The organism is Sphingomonas bacterium (assembly GCF_028289855.1).
In the GTDB taxonomy this organism is placed as follows: Bacteria; Pseudomonadota; Alphaproteobacteria; order Sphingomonadales; family Sphingomonadaceae; genus Sphingomonas.
Genome location: NZ_JAQGKZ010000100.1, coordinates 22,088 through 37,857, shown reverse-complemented (window position 1 = coordinate 37,857; position 15,770 = coordinate 22,088). Strand labels below are relative to the sequence as shown.

General features: G+C 65.5%; 11 protein-coding genes and 1 tRNA gene. 4 read left to right on the top strand and 8 right to left on the bottom strand.

Annotated elements, in window-relative coordinates; genetic code table 11:
- Nucleotides 1-5: 5 nt before the first annotated feature.
- Complete coding sequence (locus JWM94_RS11540) at nt 6-941, bottom strand: complex I NDUFA9 subunit family protein (protein ID WP_299426791.1); 936 nt, start codon at nt 939-941, stop codon at nt 6-8.
- Between the two features lie 131 nt (nt 942-1,072).
- Between JWM94_RS11540 and JWM94_RS11535 the strand changes: the two genes are divergently transcribed.
- Together JWM94_RS11535 and JWM94_RS11530 are read left to right on the top strand one after the other, a co-directional pair.
- Nucleotides 1,073-1,159: transfer RNA gene (locus tag JWM94_RS11535), tRNA-Leu, on the top strand.
- A 410-nt stretch (nt 1,160-1,569) separates the two neighbouring features.
- Nucleotides 1,570-3,609, top strand: a complete 2,040-nt coding sequence (locus JWM94_RS11530; protein ID WP_299426788.1) for an amidohydrolase family protein — start codon at nt 1,570-1,572, stop codon at nt 3,607-3,609.
- A gap of 123 nt (nt 3,610-3,732) precedes the next feature.
- On the opposite strand, the gene JWM94_RS11525 is transcribed toward JWM94_RS11530, so the two are convergent.
- Genes JWM94_RS11525 through JWM94_RS11515 form a run of 3 tightly spaced genes read right to left on the bottom strand, consistent with a single transcriptional unit; the run spans nt 3,733 to nt 9,082 of the window.
- Nucleotides 3,733-4,614, bottom strand: coding sequence for a PEP-CTERM sorting domain-containing protein (locus tag JWM94_RS11525; RefSeq protein ID WP_299426785.1), 882 nt, complete (start codon nt 4,612-4,614; stop codon nt 3,733-3,735).
- 1 nt (nt 4,615) lies between these two features.
- Complete coding sequence (locus tag JWM94_RS11520; RefSeq protein WP_299426782.1) at nt 4,616-7,717, bottom strand: TonB-dependent receptor; 3,102 nt, start codon at nt 7,715-7,717, stop codon at nt 4,616-4,618.
- Nucleotides 7,718-7,741: 24 nt separating this feature from the next.
- Nucleotides 7,742-9,082: a dicarboxylate/amino acid:cation symporter gene (locus tag JWM94_RS11515; protein WP_299426779.1), complete on the bottom strand. Its 1,341-nt coding sequence runs from the start codon at nt 9,080-9,082 to the stop codon at nt 7,742-7,744.
- Nucleotides 9,083-9,279: 197 nt separating this feature from the next.
- Between JWM94_RS11515 and JWM94_RS11510 the strand changes: the two genes are divergently transcribed.
- Nucleotides 9,280-11,052: an ATP-binding protein gene (locus JWM94_RS11510; RefSeq protein WP_299426777.1), complete on the top strand. Its 1,773-nt coding sequence runs from the start codon at nt 9,280-9,282 to the stop codon at nt 11,050-11,052.
- The gene (locus JWM94_RS11505) at nt 11,049-12,380 is read left to right on the top strand and encodes a sigma-54 dependent transcriptional regulator (RefSeq protein WP_299426774.1); all 1,332 of its coding nucleotides are present in this window, start codon (nt 11,049-11,051) and stop codon (nt 12,378-12,380) included. Before JWM94_RS11510 ends, JWM94_RS11505 begins: the two co-directional genes overlap by 4 nt.
- Nucleotides 12,381-12,422: 42 nt before the next feature.
- On the opposite strand, the gene JWM94_RS11500 is transcribed toward JWM94_RS11505, so the two are convergent.
- From JWM94_RS11500 to ccmE, 4 genes are read right to left on the bottom strand one after another with little or no spacing between them, the layout of a single operon-like run.
- The gene (locus JWM94_RS11500; RefSeq protein ID WP_299426771.1) at nt 12,423-12,827 is read right to left on the bottom strand and encodes a cytochrome c-type biogenesis protein; all 405 of its coding nucleotides are present in this window, start codon (nt 12,825-12,827) and stop codon (nt 12,423-12,425) included.
- The gene (locus JWM94_RS11495) at nt 12,824-13,351 is read right to left on the bottom strand and encodes a redoxin family protein (protein WP_299426768.1); all 528 of its coding nucleotides are present in this window, start codon (nt 13,349-13,351) and stop codon (nt 12,824-12,826) included. Before JWM94_RS11495 ends, JWM94_RS11500 begins: the two co-directional genes overlap by 4 nt.
- Nucleotides 13,348-15,273 (bottom strand): heme lyase CcmF/NrfE family subunit, encoded by a 1,926-nt coding sequence (locus tag JWM94_RS11490; RefSeq protein ID WP_299426765.1) that lies wholly within the window; start codon nt 15,271-15,273, stop codon nt 13,348-13,350. The genes JWM94_RS11495 and JWM94_RS11490 overlap by 4 nt, the downstream gene beginning before the upstream one ends.
- A complete protein-coding gene (gene ccmE / locus JWM94_RS11485) occupies nt 15,270-15,704 on the bottom strand; it encodes a cytochrome c maturation protein CcmE (RefSeq protein WP_299426762.1) in 435 nt (144 codons plus the stop codon). Before ccmE ends, JWM94_RS11490 begins: the two co-directional genes overlap by 4 nt.
- Nucleotides 15,705-15,770: the final 66 nt, after the last annotated feature.

Here is a 15,770-nt window from a genome sequence, read left to right as displayed (position 1 = left end):
AAAGATCAGGCGGCGGCGCGTGCGCCGAACCGGCCGGCCTTGCGATAGCGCACCAGCCAACTCGCCGCGACCGCTTCCATCGGCGTCGGGACGATGCCGAGCGCCGACAGGCCGGGCAGCGTGCCGGTCGCGACATTGTCGGTCTGCATCATCTTCCACTGGTCACGCTTGATCGGTGCGCCGGGCAGGAAACCGACCATCGACAGTGCATTTCCGGCGACATCGGGAAGCTCGACCACCTCCGGCGAGCGGCCGATCGACGTGGCGAGCCAGCGGACCAGTTCCCCCATCGTAACCACTTCGGGACCGGCCAGCTCATAGGTCTTGCCGGCATGAGCGGCCGGATCGGCGAGCACACGCGCCACCGCCTTGGCGACATCGACGACGTGAACCGGCTGAAACCGCGCACCGGGCTTGAGCACCGGCACCACCGGCAGCCCGGCCACCATCGCGGCGAAGCGGTTGATGAACTTGTCCTCGGGCCCGAACACCACCGACGGACGCAGGATCGTCGCGGCGGGGAACGCCGCGCGCGCCGCCGTCTCGCCCGCGCCCTTGGTCGCGTAATATTTGGACGGCGATTCGGGATCGGCGCCGATCGTCGAGATATCGACGAACGCCTCCGCGCCCGCCGCCCGAGCCGCTTCCGCCGCGGCGCGCAGCCCATCCTGCTGGATGCCCTTGAAGTTCGGGCCCCAGGTGCCGACCAGATAGACCACCGCATCCGATCCTGCGACCGCGCACGCTATGGTTTCGGGCTTGGTCACGTCGCATGCAGCGAACTGAGTCTGGCCGAGCCCGCCGAGCGGCTTGAGAAAATATGCCCGCCGCGGATCGCGCTCGGCGATCCGCACGCGTGCGCCCGCCGACAACAATTCCTGCGCGATATAGCGGCCGAGAAATCCGCCCCCGCCGATCAATGTTACGAGCTTGTCCTTCACGCGCGCCTCACTGCCGAAACCTAAGTCTTCCCATGCCGCGTCGCGCCTGCTGCGACAAGCCGCCCGCGCGGTTGACAACCCCCCGCACCCCCAATAGAGCGCGCCGCCTACCTGAGTTGAAGTCTCCCGGGGCCCGGATGGCGGAATTGGTAGACGCACCAGCTTCAGGTGCTGGCGCTCGTAAGGGCGTGGAGGTTCGAGTCCTCTTCCGGGCACCAAGGACCTATTCGCGAATGGACGCGAAAGGTCGGAAAAATCCCAGAAATCCGTTAGTTTGCATGCTGCGTCGATTGCCGATGTTCGCCGACAAGCTTGTACTTTGGGGACCTTTCTTGGGGCCTTTTGCGAGCGAGCGCCGCAAGCGCGAATGAAAGGGCTGGACATGGCACTTACCGATACGACGATCCGGCAAGCGAAGACAGGCGGGGCTGATTGCCCCAAAACAGAATAGCGTCCAACCAAGCTCCGATCGGGATGTCGGCACTGCGCCCAATCGCAGCGTTCCGCGATTGATTGACAAGACACAAAAGCAGCCGCGCCCGGTATGTCGTTTCAGGAGTCGACCGAACAGCTTGCGCATGTTTAGCCAGCTTGTCAGTCTCTCCAACTTGGTTGGAAAGGAACGATCATGCGCCGCGTCCTGCTAGCTTCCTTGCTCATCGCCTCAGCTGCCGTTGCCGGCGGCGCGTCAACACTGAAGGAGCAACTGCTCGCCCCGCCCGCCGGCGCGCGGCATTTCACGATCAGCTCCACTGCAGGAAAGCATGGGGACGTCTGGTCATGGAAGCTGCCCGATGGCCGCGTTGCCTATCGCATGTCGATGTCGCTGCGCGGCTGGGTCACCGAGACCGACGAGCTTGTAACACTGGGCGGCGACCAACGCCCAACTGCTGTCGCGATCCGCGGCTACACCGATTCGGGCGACGCGACGGAAGATTTCAGCGTCGATGGCACCGGCACCGCGCGGTGGAAGACCGCGGTCGATGCCGGGTCGGCGCCGTTCGCCGGTAAGCGCTATAATACTTATGGCGGCCCGTGGCTGGCGAGCGAGATGGACGTCGATGCGTTGGTTGCCGCAGGGGACAAGGGACTCGACCTGCTTCCGACCGGCCATGCCGCGATCAGCATCGGCCAGTCGGTGCAGATCGACGGGCCCGGCGGCAAAAAGACGGTCAAGCTCGCCTTCATCCGTGGCTATGGCTTCTCGCCCAGCCCGGTCTGGCTCGATGCGGACAACCGTTTCTTCGGCAACGCTGGCACGATCTCGCTGTTGCCCGCGGGCTATGAGAGCGATGGTCCGAAACTGAAGGACATCCAGGACAAGGCAACCGCCGCAATGGTCCGCGACATCGCGCACCGTTTCCTGGCGCCAGCCAACCGCACGCCGACATTGGTCGATAATGTGCTGCTGTTCGACTCGGTCGCCGGTCGATACCTGCCCAATCGCGCCGTGCTGATTTCCAATGGAAAGGTGACCGCGGTCGGCGCCGCGGGAACCCTCAAGGCGCCGGCCGGCACCACGCGGCTCGACGGGCGCGGCAAGACGCTGTTGCCGGGCCTCTGGGACTCGCACCAGCACGTCGGCGGCGACTGGAACCTGCTTCAGAACGTCGCCACCGGCATGACCAACTATCGCAGTCCGGGGTCGGACATCGACGAGGCGCTGAGTATCTACAAGCGCCGTGCGGCCGGCGACCTGCTCGCGCCCGATGGCAAAGTATCGGTAATCATCGACCGCAAGGATCCGCTCGCGGCCCAAGGCGCCCTCACCGTGTCGTCAGCGGCGGAAGCGATCGCCGCCGTTCGCAAGATCAAGGCGGCCGGTTTGTGGGGCGTCAAATTCTACACTTCGATGAACCCGGCGTGGATTGCTCCCGCCGCGGCGGAAGCGCACCGGCTGGGGCTGCACGTCCACGGTCATGTGCCCGCCGGCATGCGGCCACTCGATGCGGTGCGCGCCGGCTATGACGAAGTGACTCACATCAACTTCATCATGATGCAGGCAATGCCGCAATCTGTCGTCGATAAGGCCAATACCGCCGCGCGGCTCGAGGGTCCGGCGATGTACGGCAAGGATGTCGATCTCGATTCACCGATGATGAAGGCGTTCTACGCCGAGCTAGCGAAGCGGGGAACGATCATCGATCCTACCCTGACCGTATGGGAGCCGCTGATGACGTCGGACGGCAGCGCATTGTCGCCCGAATATGCGCCATTCGCCGATGCCGCCCCACCGTCGGTCGTGCGTGGCTGGAGGATCGGCGGCTATCCGTTGTTCGGCGGGCTGACCCGCGACGATTTCCGCAAGAGTTTCGACAAGATGGTCGCGCTGGTCGGCAAACTGCATCAGGCGGGCGTGCGGATCGTGGCCGGCACCGACGGCTATGGGCTGGAGCTGGTGCGCGAGCTCGAGCTCTACGAAGTTGCCGGTCTCACCAACGTGCAGGCATTGCAGACGGCGACCATCATCCCCGCGCGCATGACTGGTATGGCCGACCGCGTGGGGTCGATCGTCGTGGGCAAGACGGCAGACATCATCCTGGTCGACGGCGACGTGTCGAAGGACCTGGGCAATCTGCGCCATGTCGAAACTGTGTTCCTTGACGGATACCGATTGAACGGCGCGGCGCTACGTGAGGCGAGTGGTCTCACCGGTATGCCAAAATAGCGGCGTCGAACGAGCGAACTAATTTTGGAGCTAATCATTGCCCGTCCTCGACGGCCATGCGCCTACCTGCGGGCTGTCGAACCTAAACGCTCTCTTCCCGAAAGCGGTTATTGTCTCCAATGCCTAGCCCGCTGCCAATTGATCGCGCGCGATACGTTGCAGGATTGGGACTAACCTGGGATCCAGCCCGAGGTCATCCGCCCCGCGCTCTTTGGCACCCAGCGTCGTGGGATCGATCCCGGTAACGCGCCCGAACACGATCAGCGCTTCCAGATAATAGCCATAGGGGCTGGCATGGTAGTGATCGTAAGCCCAAAGATCGACCTGACCGAACGCGATCCCGTCATAGGGATTCGGATCGGCGATCCCTGCGGCGATGGCGCGGTTCCACGCCTCGCCGACGGGCAGCACGCCGCGAAACACCGGCGACAATGATCGCACGCCATCGGTCGCGCGGCGCAAATCCAGCGCCATCGCGGCGACCGGCTTGCCCGACCATGGGCTGCCGGGCAGATAGACCAAATCGGCGCGGCTCCACGTCGCCATCAACTGCACATCGACCTTGGGATTGGCGCGCGCGAACATCGCCGCGAACATCGGGCCGTAGGTGCGGTAGTCGGTGGGATCGCCCGGCTTGTCGCGGTCGAGCGTGCTTAATTCCTGCAGGATGACCACGTCCCACGCCTTGTCGAGCAATTGCCGCCGCTCGGACCAGTGGAAACCGAGCGGCTTGCCGCCCTGAGTCTCGAGGCTGACGGCATAGTCGAGCCCGGCTTCCTCGGTGAAGGTTTTGAACAGCGCCGGCACCCCGCCATAGCCGTCGCCGTTCAGGTCGGTCACCACGTTGGCGCGGTAATTGCGCACCGCCGAATGCGCGCCCTGGGTGAAGCTGTTGCCGACGAACAGGATCGTTCGAGGCTTGGCCGGGGCAGCCGCGGTCTGCGCCGTCGCGGGTACGACGGCGCACGACAACAAGGCGAGCAAGGCGGCGAGCGTCTTCTTCATCTTAGAACTTCAATCCGACCTGCATGTACAGATAGCGCCCATAGGGCACGTAGAGCGATCCGAGATAGCCCGAGTCGACGACCGGCGGCTGTTTGTCGAAAATGTTCTTCGCACCGATCTTGTAACTCGTGCCGCCGAGCGGCCCGTGCTTGATGCGGTATTGCGCGTAAAGGTTGAACTGGGTCTGGCCGTCGACGACGAACGGATTGCCGCTCCCGTCGAGAAACGCGGTGTCGTAGACCGTGCCGATATAATCGGCATAGCCGCCAAGCTGGAACCCGCCCGCCGTCCAGGTCAGCGACCCCGACCAGCGCCATTTGGGCTTGCCGTTGACCTGGATCAAATTGCTGGCGTCGGTCAGCGGCGTGGCGGCATTGATCGTGCCCGCCGCGCGCGCGTCGAACAATGCCTGGACAGCGGGCGGCGTGGTGCGGCTGTACTTGGTCAGCCGCGCGACGTTCACGTTGAGGTTGAAGCGACCGATACCCGTCCTGACAGTGTAGTTCATCGACAAATCGTATCCGCGCACCGTCTGCGGCAGGAGGTTGACGAACTGGTCCTTGATTAACGTCACGGCGCCCGCTGTCGCCAGCCCGCTCCCGGCGAACACCGCCGTGTCGTCGGCGGTCGGTGCGGCACGGACGACGTTGGGGTTGCTCGATCCCTGGAGGCGCAGGAGATAGTCGAGCACGAGCGCATTTTGCGGGCCGAACTGGCCGACGATCCCGGTCTGCTTGATCGACCAGTAATCGGCGGTGAAGGTCAGTTTGCCGAACCGGGCGGGGATGAACTTGGGCTCGATCACCGCGCCGACGGTCCAGTTGGTGCTGTTCTCGGGCTTGAGGTCGGGATTGCCGCTGACCGAGATCGAGTAGCCGATCTGGCGCGTGCAGGCCGGGAAGGCGTTGGCGGCGAGCCGCCCGGCGCGCACGTCTGCTTCGCAGCGGTAATAGTCGGTATTGGCCGCGGTGTTGGTGTTGAGGCGCGAGAAGGCGACCGCGTTGAGCTGTTCGAGGTTCGGCGCGCGGAACCCTTTCGAATAGGATCCGCGCAGGCGGATGCCGTCGACCAGGTCCCAGGCGGCGGCGATCTTGGGCTTCGCGACCGATCCGAAATCGCTGTAATGTTCGTACCGGCCGGCGAGCTGGACATCGAGGCGGCGGATCAGCGGCACCTTCATCTCGGGCGAAACCAGCGGCACGGCGAGCTCGCCGAACGCCGAAAATATGGTTCGATCGCCCTTCGTGTTGAACGTCGGGCTGACCGAGGCGATATTCGAGTTGTTGGTCGCGCCCGTCACCATATCGACGAAGGTGTTGGTGCCGTTGAGGTTGGGGTCGCGATCGTCGCGCTGGGTCTCGCGCCGGCCTTCGACACCGAGCGCGATGCCGAGCCCGCCGGCGGGCAGGTTGACGAGGTCGCGCTTGGAGATCTTGAAGTCGGCGAGCCCGAGCGTGGTCTTCGACCGGCGCCGCAAATTGACCATGAACGAATTGATCGTCGACGCGCTGGCTGGCGAGCAGTCGCCGAGGCTCGGCGTCGCCGAGCAACCGCCGCTGAACGGGTTGTAGGCGTCGGGAGTCGATAGCGCGAGATTCTGCTGCAGCTTGGTCATGTTGATCGCGGGCGAATTGTCGGTCGCCTGCGCTTCCGAATAGAGCAACGCGGTGTCGAAATCGAAGCTGCCGATCTTGCCCTTGGCACCGACCAGGAAACGATCCTGCCAGTTGACCGTGTTGACCACCTGATACCCGGCGTCGAGGAAGCGATACGTGCTGAGCGTTACCGGCAGGCCGGCGGCGGGCACGTTGGTGAGGTTCGGGATTCGGTTGGGATTGGCCTGGCCGTTGGCGAAGGTCACCGGGCCGAACGGATTCCAATAGTTGGACGCCGGAATGGTGATCGCGTTGAGGTTGATCGTCGGCGGCTGGATGCGCTGCGTATCGGCGCGGTAATAGCCGAGCTCGGTATAGAGCGTGACGCGGTCGGACACGTCGTAATGCGCCGACAGGAAACTGTTGTAACGGTTGATCGACGGCGTAACCGTCGTTCCGGGACGCGTGTCGAACCGTTCGGAGCGCAAGGTGGTCGCGGTCGAGCGGGTGCCGCTGCCCAGACACGTATCGGCGTTGATCGTGACCAGGCACCCCGGGTTGAGGATCGATTGCGTGTGGAACGCGCCCGCCGACGAGGTCAGCGCCTGGTTGCCCGGGCTGCGACGGATCGTGCCGGGTCCGCCGACGACGGCGAGGTTGGCCCAGGGCGATTGCGTCGCGCGGCCGTCGGCGGTCAGATTGCCCGCGAACGCCGGATCGTTGGCGAAGAACGACAGCAGATTGTCGGTCGCGGTATAGGGCTCGTCCGAGGCCTGCTGCGCGGTGCGACGCGTGTAATCGAGGTACAGCGAGATGTTGCCGCGGCCGCCGCCGAACTGCTTGCCGTAGGTGCCGGTGAGTTCGTAATCGCGGCGCGACGTCCCCTGAGGCGTGCCAAAACGGAAGTCGAACCGCCCGCCTTCGAGGTCGGTCTTGGTCACCGTGTTGACCACGCCGGCGACCGCATCCGATCCGTAGATCGCCGCGGCGCCGTCGCGCAGGATTTCGACGCGTTCGAGTCCAGCGACCGGCAGTGCATTGGCGTTGTAGCCGAGCACCGGCACGTTGCCTTCGCCCGCCTGGCTGGTCGGGTGGCTGACCAGGCGGCGGCCGTTGAGCAGCACCAGCGTGTTGCCGATGCCCAGGTTACGCAAATTGATCGAACTGACGTCGCCCCGCGCGGCGTTGCTGGTTTGCGGGTTGTTGCTTTCGTTGAAGGTGACGTCGCCAGCCTGCGGGATCGAGCGGAACAGATCGTCGCCAGAGGCGGCGCCGGCCGCGTCGATCTGGTCGGCACCGATCACCGTCACCGGCAGCGCCGCGGTCGTGCTCGCGCCTTTGATCTGCGAGCCGACGATGATGATGTCCTTGTCCGCACCGGGGGCATCGGTTTGATCCTGCGGCGCGGGCGCGGCAGGCGCATCCTGCGCGAGGGCTGGCGCCGCGGCCAGCAACGCGCCCAGCGCGGTCCCGGCGGCCAGCGCCTTCAGCGTGATCGATCGGTTCATTGTCTCTCTCCCCATTTTTCTTTTTTATGCGATGATTTGCGGCGCAACCGCCGCTTCGAGATTGTCTTCGATCGGCGGCCGTTCGTTGAGCGCGCGGTCGAGCGCGGCGCGATCGAGCTTCCCCTCCCAGCGCGCGACGACGATCGCGGCGACCGCGTTGCCGACGAAATTGGTCAGGCTGCGGCACTCGCTCATGAAGCGGTCGATGCCGAGGATCAGCGCCATTCCGGCAACCGGCACCGACGGCACGATCGACAAGGTCGCGGCAAGCGTGACGAACCCCGCGCCGGTCACCCCCGCCGCTCCCTTCGAGCTCAGCATCGCGACGCCCATCAGCAGTAATTGGTCGCCCAAGGAGAGATGCACCCCGGTCGCTTGCGCGATGAACAAGGCGGCGAGCGTCATGTAGATGTTGGTGCCGTCGAGGTTAAACGAATAACCGGTCGGCACGACCAGCCCGACCACGCCGCGGTCGCACCCGGCAGCCTCGAGCTTGACCATGAGGTTGGGCAACGCCGCTTCGGACGACGAGGTGCCGAGCACGAGCAATAATTCGGCCTTGAGATAGGCAAGCAGCTTGAAGATCGAGAAGCCGTGCGCGCGTGCCACCGCGCCGAGCACAACCAGTACGAACAGCAGCGACGTAAGATAGAAAGTAGCGACCAGCGCGCCGAGATTGACCAGGCTGCCGACGCCATATTTGCCGATCGTGAAGGCGATCGCCCCAAACGCGCCGATCGGCGCCGCCTTCATCAGGATGCCGACCAGCTTGAACACCACGAGCGACAGCCGCTCGATCAGTTCGAGTACTGGCTCTGCCGGGCGGCCGACCAGCGTCAACGCGATCCCGAACAGGACCGCGACGAACAATGTCTGCAGGATCGACCCCTCGGTCAGCGCCGACGCCATCGTCGTCGGGATGATCGCCATCAGGAAACCGGTGATCGTAGTCTCGTGCGCATCGTGCGCATAGCCCGCCACTGCCTTGGCATCGAGCGTCGCGGGGTCGATATTCATCCCCGCGCCCGGTTGGACGATATTGGCGACCAGCAGGCCGACGATCAGCGCCAGTGTCGAGAACACCAGGAAATAGCCGAACGCCTTGACCGCGACTCGTCCGACCGAGCCAAGCTCGCGCATTCCCGCGATACCGCCAACCACGCTGAGGAAGATCACCGGGGCGATGATCATCTTGACCAGCTTGATGAATCCGTCGCCGAGCGGTTTGAGCGCTTCGCCTGCCGCCGGCCAGATATAGCCGAGCAACGCGCCGAGCACGATCGCCGCGAGCACCTGCGCATAGAGGTGGCGATAGAATGGCTTGCGCGGCGCGCCCGCGGGAACCTCGATGGGTTGAACCTTCATACTTCCTCTCTGGCGACGGCACGTGCCGCCTGGCCCTTGTCACCGGGCCTTCGCCGTGCATTCTTGCAGCACCGGCGCCTAGCAACCAGCAATTCGCATGATTGGCTCAAGCTGTTGGACAATATGGATTTTCTAGAAATAGACCATTTACCGCGCGATCAAAAATGTGCGGATTTCCGCACAATCCAGAGGGGATAATGCGGTTTTCCGCCATAGCCGGGCGTCGTGCGTTGGCCGCGGGGCTATTGTTGATCGCACTGATCGCCGCGCTCGGTTGGGCCGGACTGCGCTGGTCGCTCGGCCAGGCAGAAGCCGCCGCCGACGCCGCGGCAGGGCAGGCCGCACGTACGCACGTCGCCTTGCTGTCGAGCGAGCTTCAGAAATTCCGCCTGCTCCCGCTCGTGCTCGCCGAATATCCCGACGCCGCGGCGACGCTCGGCGATCGTAGCGCTGCGGCACGTGCGCGGCTCGACCGCACACTGGCGCAACTCGCACAACGGACCGATGCCGCCGCGATCTATGTCGTCGATTCGACTGGTACGACCCAGGCCGCCAGCAACTGGAACAGCCCGGCCAGCTTCGTCGGACAGAATTACGGCTTTCGACCCTACTTCCGCGATGCAATGGCCCGGGGCAGTTCCGAATTCTTCGCGCTGGGCACGGTCAGCGGGCGGCCCGGCCTCTACCTCGCGCGGCGGATCGACCGCGACGGCCGCGCGCTCGGGGTGGTGGTCGTCAAGGTCGAGTTCGATGGCGTCGAAGCGGCATGGGCGCGCACGCCCGGGATGAGCTTCGTCGTCGATGCGCATGGCGTCGTGCTGGTGACCGGCATGCCGCAATGGCGGTTTCGCGCGATCGAGCCGATCGATGCGGCAACGCTTGCCGCGCTGCGCCGGACGCTTCAGTTCGGCGCCAACCCACCGGCGGCGGCACCTTTGTCGATCGACGGCGCGCGCGCGGTCGTCGGCGACAAGGTCCAGTATCGCGTGGCGATCGCGCCTGCACCCCTCGCCGGCGGGCGGCTGTTCCATTTGTCGCCGCTCGACCCGCCACTAGCCGCAGCGCGAAGCCAGGCCTTGATCGTTGGGTTGGGGCTGTTGCTCGTGACGGCGATAGGAGCGGGCCTGCTGATCCGCTCCACCGAAACACGGCGACTCCAGGCGCAAGCGCGCACAGCGCTCGAGGAAGAGGTCGTTCGTCGCACCGCCGAGCTGCGCGATGCAAACGCCCAACTTGTCGTCGAATCCGATGAACGCGCCGAGGCCGACCGGCGTTACCGCAACGCCCGCGAAGAACTGGCCCAAGCCAACCGACTCGCCTCACTCGGTCAGATCACCGCGGGTGTCGCGCACGAGATCAACCAGCCGGTGGCGGCGATCCGGACCTTTGCCGAGAATGGCGTGACGCTCATCGAGCGCAACGCGCCCGGCAAGGCGCGCGAGAATTTGGCGCGGATCGTCGAGCTGACCGCGCGGATCGGAACGATCACTGCCGAGTTACGTGCTTTCGCCCGACGTCGCGCAGGCGCGGGCGGGACGGCAACGCTCGGCTCGGTGCTCGATGGCGTAATGCTGTTGCTTGGCGAACGTGCGCGCGGCGTCGTTCGTGTCGATCTCTCCGCTGATCTGCGTGGCGTGGCGCTGGCAGGCGACCGGACACGGCTCGAACAGGTCGTGATCAACCTCGTCCAGAATGCGATCGAAGCTGTCGAAGGCCAAGCCGGCGCGCGCGTGACAATTAGTGCCGCAACGACCGATGACGCTGTCGATCTTGCGGTTGCCGATAACGGCCTTGGCCTCGATCCGGCAATCGCCGCCACGCTGTTCACGCCGTTTACGTCGGGCAAGCCGGAGGGACTCGGGTTGGGTCTTGCGATCGCTCGCGACATCGCGCGCGAATTCGACGGCGATATCACGCACGTCCCCGGCGATACGGGCGCCACCTTCGTTGCGACGTTGCGGACGGCATGACCGCCGCGCCGGTGATCTTCGTCGAGGATGACGACCAGCTTCGGATTGCGACCGTCCAAGCGCTCGAGCTGGCCGAGTTCGACGTCCGCGCCTTCGCTCGCGCCGACGAGGTAGTGGGCACGATCACGCGCGACTTCGCGGGTATCGTCGTGACCGACATCCGCATGCCCCACATGGACGGGCTCGAGCTGCTCGCCGCGGTGCATGCGACCGACCCCGAAATCCCCGTCATCCTGATCACCGGGCACGGCGATATCGCGATGGCGGTGCGCGCGATGCGCGACGGCGCCGCCGATTTCCTGACCAAGCCATTCGCCACCGACCACCTCGCCGCCGCGGTGCGCCGCTCGCTCGCGCATCGTGCGCTGGTGATGGACAATCGCCACCTCCGCGCGCTCGCCGACGCGCCCGACGCGGACGAGCCGCTGATCGGTGACAGCCCGCCGATGCAGAGGCTGCGCCAGGTGATCCGGCAACTGGCCGAGGCCGATATCGACGTGCTGGTCGAGGGCGAGACCGGTACCGGCAAGGAACTCGTCGCGACGATGCTGCACCGGCAGGGTCCGCGGCGCGCCCGACCGCTGATTGCGGTCAATTGCGGCGCATTGTCCGAAGGGCTCGCCGAGATCGAACTGTTCGGCCACGCCGCCGACAGTGTGCCGCACACCCGCCTGTCGCGCGTCGGTCAGGTCGCGGCCTCGTCGGGCGGGACGCTGCTGCTCGACGAAATCGACAGCATGCCGCTGGCGATGCAGTCGCGGCTGCTGCGTGTGCTCGAGGAGCGTGAAGTCCATCCGATTGGCGCCGAGCGGCCGCACGCCGTCGATTTGCGCGTAGTGGCGACCAGCAAGCAGAATCTGGCCGAAGCGGTGAACGCCGGCCTGTTTCGCGCCGACTTGCTTTATCGCCTCAGCATCGCGCGGATCCGCGTGCCCGCGTTGCGCGAGCGCGGCGACGACGTGCTGTCGTTGTTCGCGGTCTTCGCTGGGGAAGCCGCGCAGCAATTCGGCAAAGCAGACTGGCGGATCGACGCCGCGACCAATAGCCATCTGCGCCGCCACGATTGGCCCGGCAACGTCCGCGAACTGCGCAACTTCGCGATCGAGATCATCTTGGGCGTCGACAATGCGGCAGGCACCCGTGAAGCTCCGTCGATGCCCCTCGCGGCGCGCGTTGCCGAATACGAATCCAACGAGATACGAAGCGCCCTATCCGCGGCAAAAGGTAATATCGGGCAGGTCATCGCCGACCTCGGCATTCCGCGAAAAACTTTCTACGACAAGATGAGCCGTTACGGTATTTTGCCGAAAAACTATCGAAACCGGTAACGCCTTGAAATAAAGCGCGGCCCATGCGAGCCACCCGGCCCGTCAGCGCCGCTTCAAACTTCGTCGCGCGATCCAGCCTCCGATCAGTAGCAATATCAGCGGCGCGATCCACAGCGGCGCGGTGACCGCGCTCCACGGCGGGTCGTAGGTGACATAGTCGCCGTAGCTGCGGATCAGCCAGGCGCGGATGCTGTCGGGGCTTTCCCCTGCGGCGATCCGCGTGCGGACCAGCGAGCGCATGTCGCCCGCCATTTCGGCATTGCTGTCGGCGATCGACTGGCCCTGGCATACCAGGCAGCGCAGTTCCGCCATCAACGCGCGCGCCTGCGCTTCCTTGGCGGGGTCGGCGAGCTGCACATTGGCGTAGCGCGCCGGCGGCAAATTGCTGTCGGCGAGCGCGGGGGAAGCCACGACAAGCACCGCAACCAGGACTAGGAGGCGCCTCATCGAGCGTTCCTGATCGCGTCGAGGATCGCCGGCACGTCGTCGGCGCGAATCTCACCGATATGCTGGAGGACGATCTTGCCGCTTCCGTCGATCACGAAGCTTTCGGGCACGCCCGACGAGCCGAGCGACAACTGGACGCGCGATTCGGGGTCGCTGCCGATCGCCTCGTACGGGTCGCCGTTCTGTGTCAGGAAATCCTGGATCGCCGGGCCGGTGTCGCGGATCGCAATGCCGTCGATCCTGACCCCGGCGTCCTTCAATTGGAGCAATTGTGGGGCCTCCGCGACGCACGGCACGCACCAGCTGGCGAACACGTTGATCAGGCGCGGCTGGCGTGTACGGAACATCGCACTGGCGACGGTCGGCTTGGTCGCGAGCATCGGCGGCAGCGCGAAATCGGGCAACGGCTTGCCCACCATCGCCGACTTCACATCGCGGTCGGCGGGCTTGATCAGCCCCAGCGCGACGATGCCAATTATAGCGACGAAAGTCAGTAGCGGTGCCCAGAGCAGCATGCGCCTCATGCCAGTTCCTCCTCGCGCCGGCGGACGCGGCGTTCGCGGCCGAGCCGCCCGAGCAGCGACACCGCGCCGCCCAGCGCGACCAACGCGCCGCCCAGCCAGATCAAGGTTACGAACGGCTTCCACCACAACCTGAGCTGCCAGCGCCCCTGCTCATCCTGCTGGCCAAGGACGGTGTAGAGCTGGCCGTCGAGCCGAGTCGCGATCGCCGATTCGCTGGTCACCGTCACGGGCTCGGCAAAAAAGCGCGATTGCGGGTGCAGGATAAACGGCGCGCCAGTGCCGCGGCGTGCGGTCAGTTTGGCCTCGAGCGCGGACCAGTTCGAACCGACGCGCGGTTCGATGCTGTCGAGCGTGACACTATACGGCCCGACGCGATACGGCACACCGATCCTGGCGGCGACCAGGGTCTCCTTGGTGAACGCGCTGTCGCTCGCCATCCCGGCCAGGCTGACCGCGATGCCAAAATGGGCGATTACCATGCCGTACACGAACAGTGGCGTGCGGCGCAGGTTACGCTTCCATAGTGGCGCGATGCTCGCCGCGGCGAGTCCCGCCGCCAGCGACAGGCCGAACAGCGGCAAGATGCCGACGCCGCCACCGAAGGCGGCAAACAAAGCGAGCGTGATTGCGGCGATGGCGATCGGCGCGATCATCCGCCCGAGCACATCCTTGCCGTCGTCGCGCCGCCAGCGCAGCAGTGGCCCTGCCGACATGACGCCTGCCAGGATCAACGCGATCGGGCCGACCGTCTTGTCGAAGAACGGCGGGCCGACCGACAATTGCACCCCGAACCCCGCCGCGACGATCGGGTAAAGCGTCCCGATCAATACGAGCGCGAGGATCACGGTGAGCAGCAGATTGTTGGCGACCAGCGCGCCTTCGCGGCTGACCGGGTCGAACGTGTTGCCAGCACGGACGGTGCCGACTCGGAGTGCAAACAGCGCCAGCGCCCCGCCGATATAGATGGCGAGCAGCGCGAGAATGAATGCCCCGCGCGTCGGATCGACCGCGAAGGCATGAACGCTGGTCAAGATGCCCGAGCGGACCAGGAACGTGCCGATCATGCTCATCGAGAAGGCGACCACCGACAGCATCACGGTCCACGCGCGCAACCCGTCGCGCGTCGCCAGCACGGTCACCGAATGAAGCAAGGCGGTCGCCGCCAGCCATGGCATCAGGCTGGCGTTCTCGACGGGGTCCCAGAACCACCAACCGCCCCAGCCGAGCTCGTAGTACGCCCAGTAACTGCCGGCGGTGATGCCAAGCGTCAGGAAAATCCACGCGCCCAAAATCCACGGCCGCATCGCACGCGCGAACGCCGGCCCGACGTCGCGCGTGACCAGCGCCCCGACCGCGAACGAGAAGGCGACCGACAGCCCGACATAGCCGATGTAAAGCGTCGGCGGATGGAACGCCAAGCCGGGGTCCTGGAGCAAGGGATTGAGGCTCTTGCCCTCGGGCGCCGCCGGGTCGAGCCGCGCGAACGGGTTGGAGGCGAACAGCAGGAAGGCGTAGAAACCCAGCGCAATCGCCGCCTGCGCGCCCAGCGTGGCGGTCAATGTCGCCTTGGGCAACCGCCGCTCGAGCCACGCCACCGTCCCGCCCGCCAGCCCCAGGATCGTCACCCACAGCAGCATCGAGCCTTCGTGATTGCCCCAGGCGCCGGCGAATTTGTACAGCCACGGCGTGGCCGAATGGCTGTTGTCGGCAACCAGCTTCACCGACATGTCGGATTGCAGGAACACCGCGATCAGGCAGCCCATCGCGACGAGCGCGAGCAGTCCCTGGACGAACGCGACCGGGCGTGCCGCCGCCATCACGTCGTCGCGCTGCTGAACGATACCTATCGCGGCCATGGCCAATTGCAGCGCGGCGAGCGCGGCGGCGAACCACAGAGCGGCGAGTCCAGCTTCAGCGATCACTGCTTCAAACTCTTGGTTTCGTGCATCTTGCCGGCAAGTTCGGGCGGCATGTATTTCTCGTCGTGCTTGGCGAGCAGATTGGTCGCGACGAAGCTGCCGTCGGGCTGGAATTGCCCTTCGGCTACGACGCCCGATTTCTCGCGAAACAGGTCGGGCGCGATGCCACTGAAGGTGACTGGCGTGGTCGCCTGGCCGTCGGTGACGACGAAGTGCATCGTCACGCCGTCGGCGGCGCGCGTAATCGACTTGTCGACGACCATCCCGCCGAGCCGCACCGCCTTGCCGAGCGGCAGGCCGTCCTTCTTCACGTCCGACGGCGCATAGAAGAACGCCGCCTGATCCTTCAGCCCCGACAACGCGAGCAGGCCGGCCGCGATCACCGCGACGATGGCGAGCGCGGCGAGCATCAGCCGCTGGTTCTTGGCCTTCACGGCAACCGCCGCTCCACCGCGCGCATCGCCAGCCAGCTGCTCAGCGCAAGCCCTGCGCTGGCGACC

Excerpts from the sequence above, each read along its gene's own strand:
- JWM94_RS11530 (WP_299426788.1), top strand. The coding sequence starts at position 1,570 with ATGCGCCGCGTCCTGCTAGCTTCCTTGCTCATCGCCTCAGCTGCCGTT.
- JWM94_RS11525 (WP_299426785.1), bottom strand. The coding sequence starts at position 4,614 with ATGAAGAAGACGCTCGCCGCCTTGCTCGCCTTGTTGTCGTGCGCCGTC.
- JWM94_RS11520 (WP_299426782.1), bottom strand. The coding sequence starts at position 7,717 with ATGAACCGATCGATCACGCTGAAGGCGCTGGCCGCCGGGACCGCGCTG.
- JWM94_RS11515 (WP_299426779.1), bottom strand. The coding sequence starts at position 9,082 with ATGAAGGTTCAACCCATCGAGGTTCCCGCGGGCGCGCCGCGCAAGCCA.
- JWM94_RS11510 (WP_299426777.1), top strand. The coding sequence starts at position 9,280 with ATGCGGTTTTCCGCCATAGCCGGGCGTCGTGCGTTGGCCGCGGGGCTA.
- JWM94_RS11505 (WP_299426774.1), top strand. The coding sequence starts at position 11,049 with ATGACCGCCGCGCCGGTGATCTTCGTCGAGGATGACGACCAGCTTCGG.
- JWM94_RS11500 (WP_299426771.1), bottom strand. The coding sequence starts at position 12,827 with ATGAGGCGCCTCCTAGTCCTGGTTGCGGTGCTTGTCGTGGCTTCCCCC.
- JWM94_RS11495 (WP_299426768.1), bottom strand. The coding sequence starts at position 13,351 with ATGAGGCGCATGCTGCTCTGGGCACCGCTACTGACTTTCGTCGCTATA.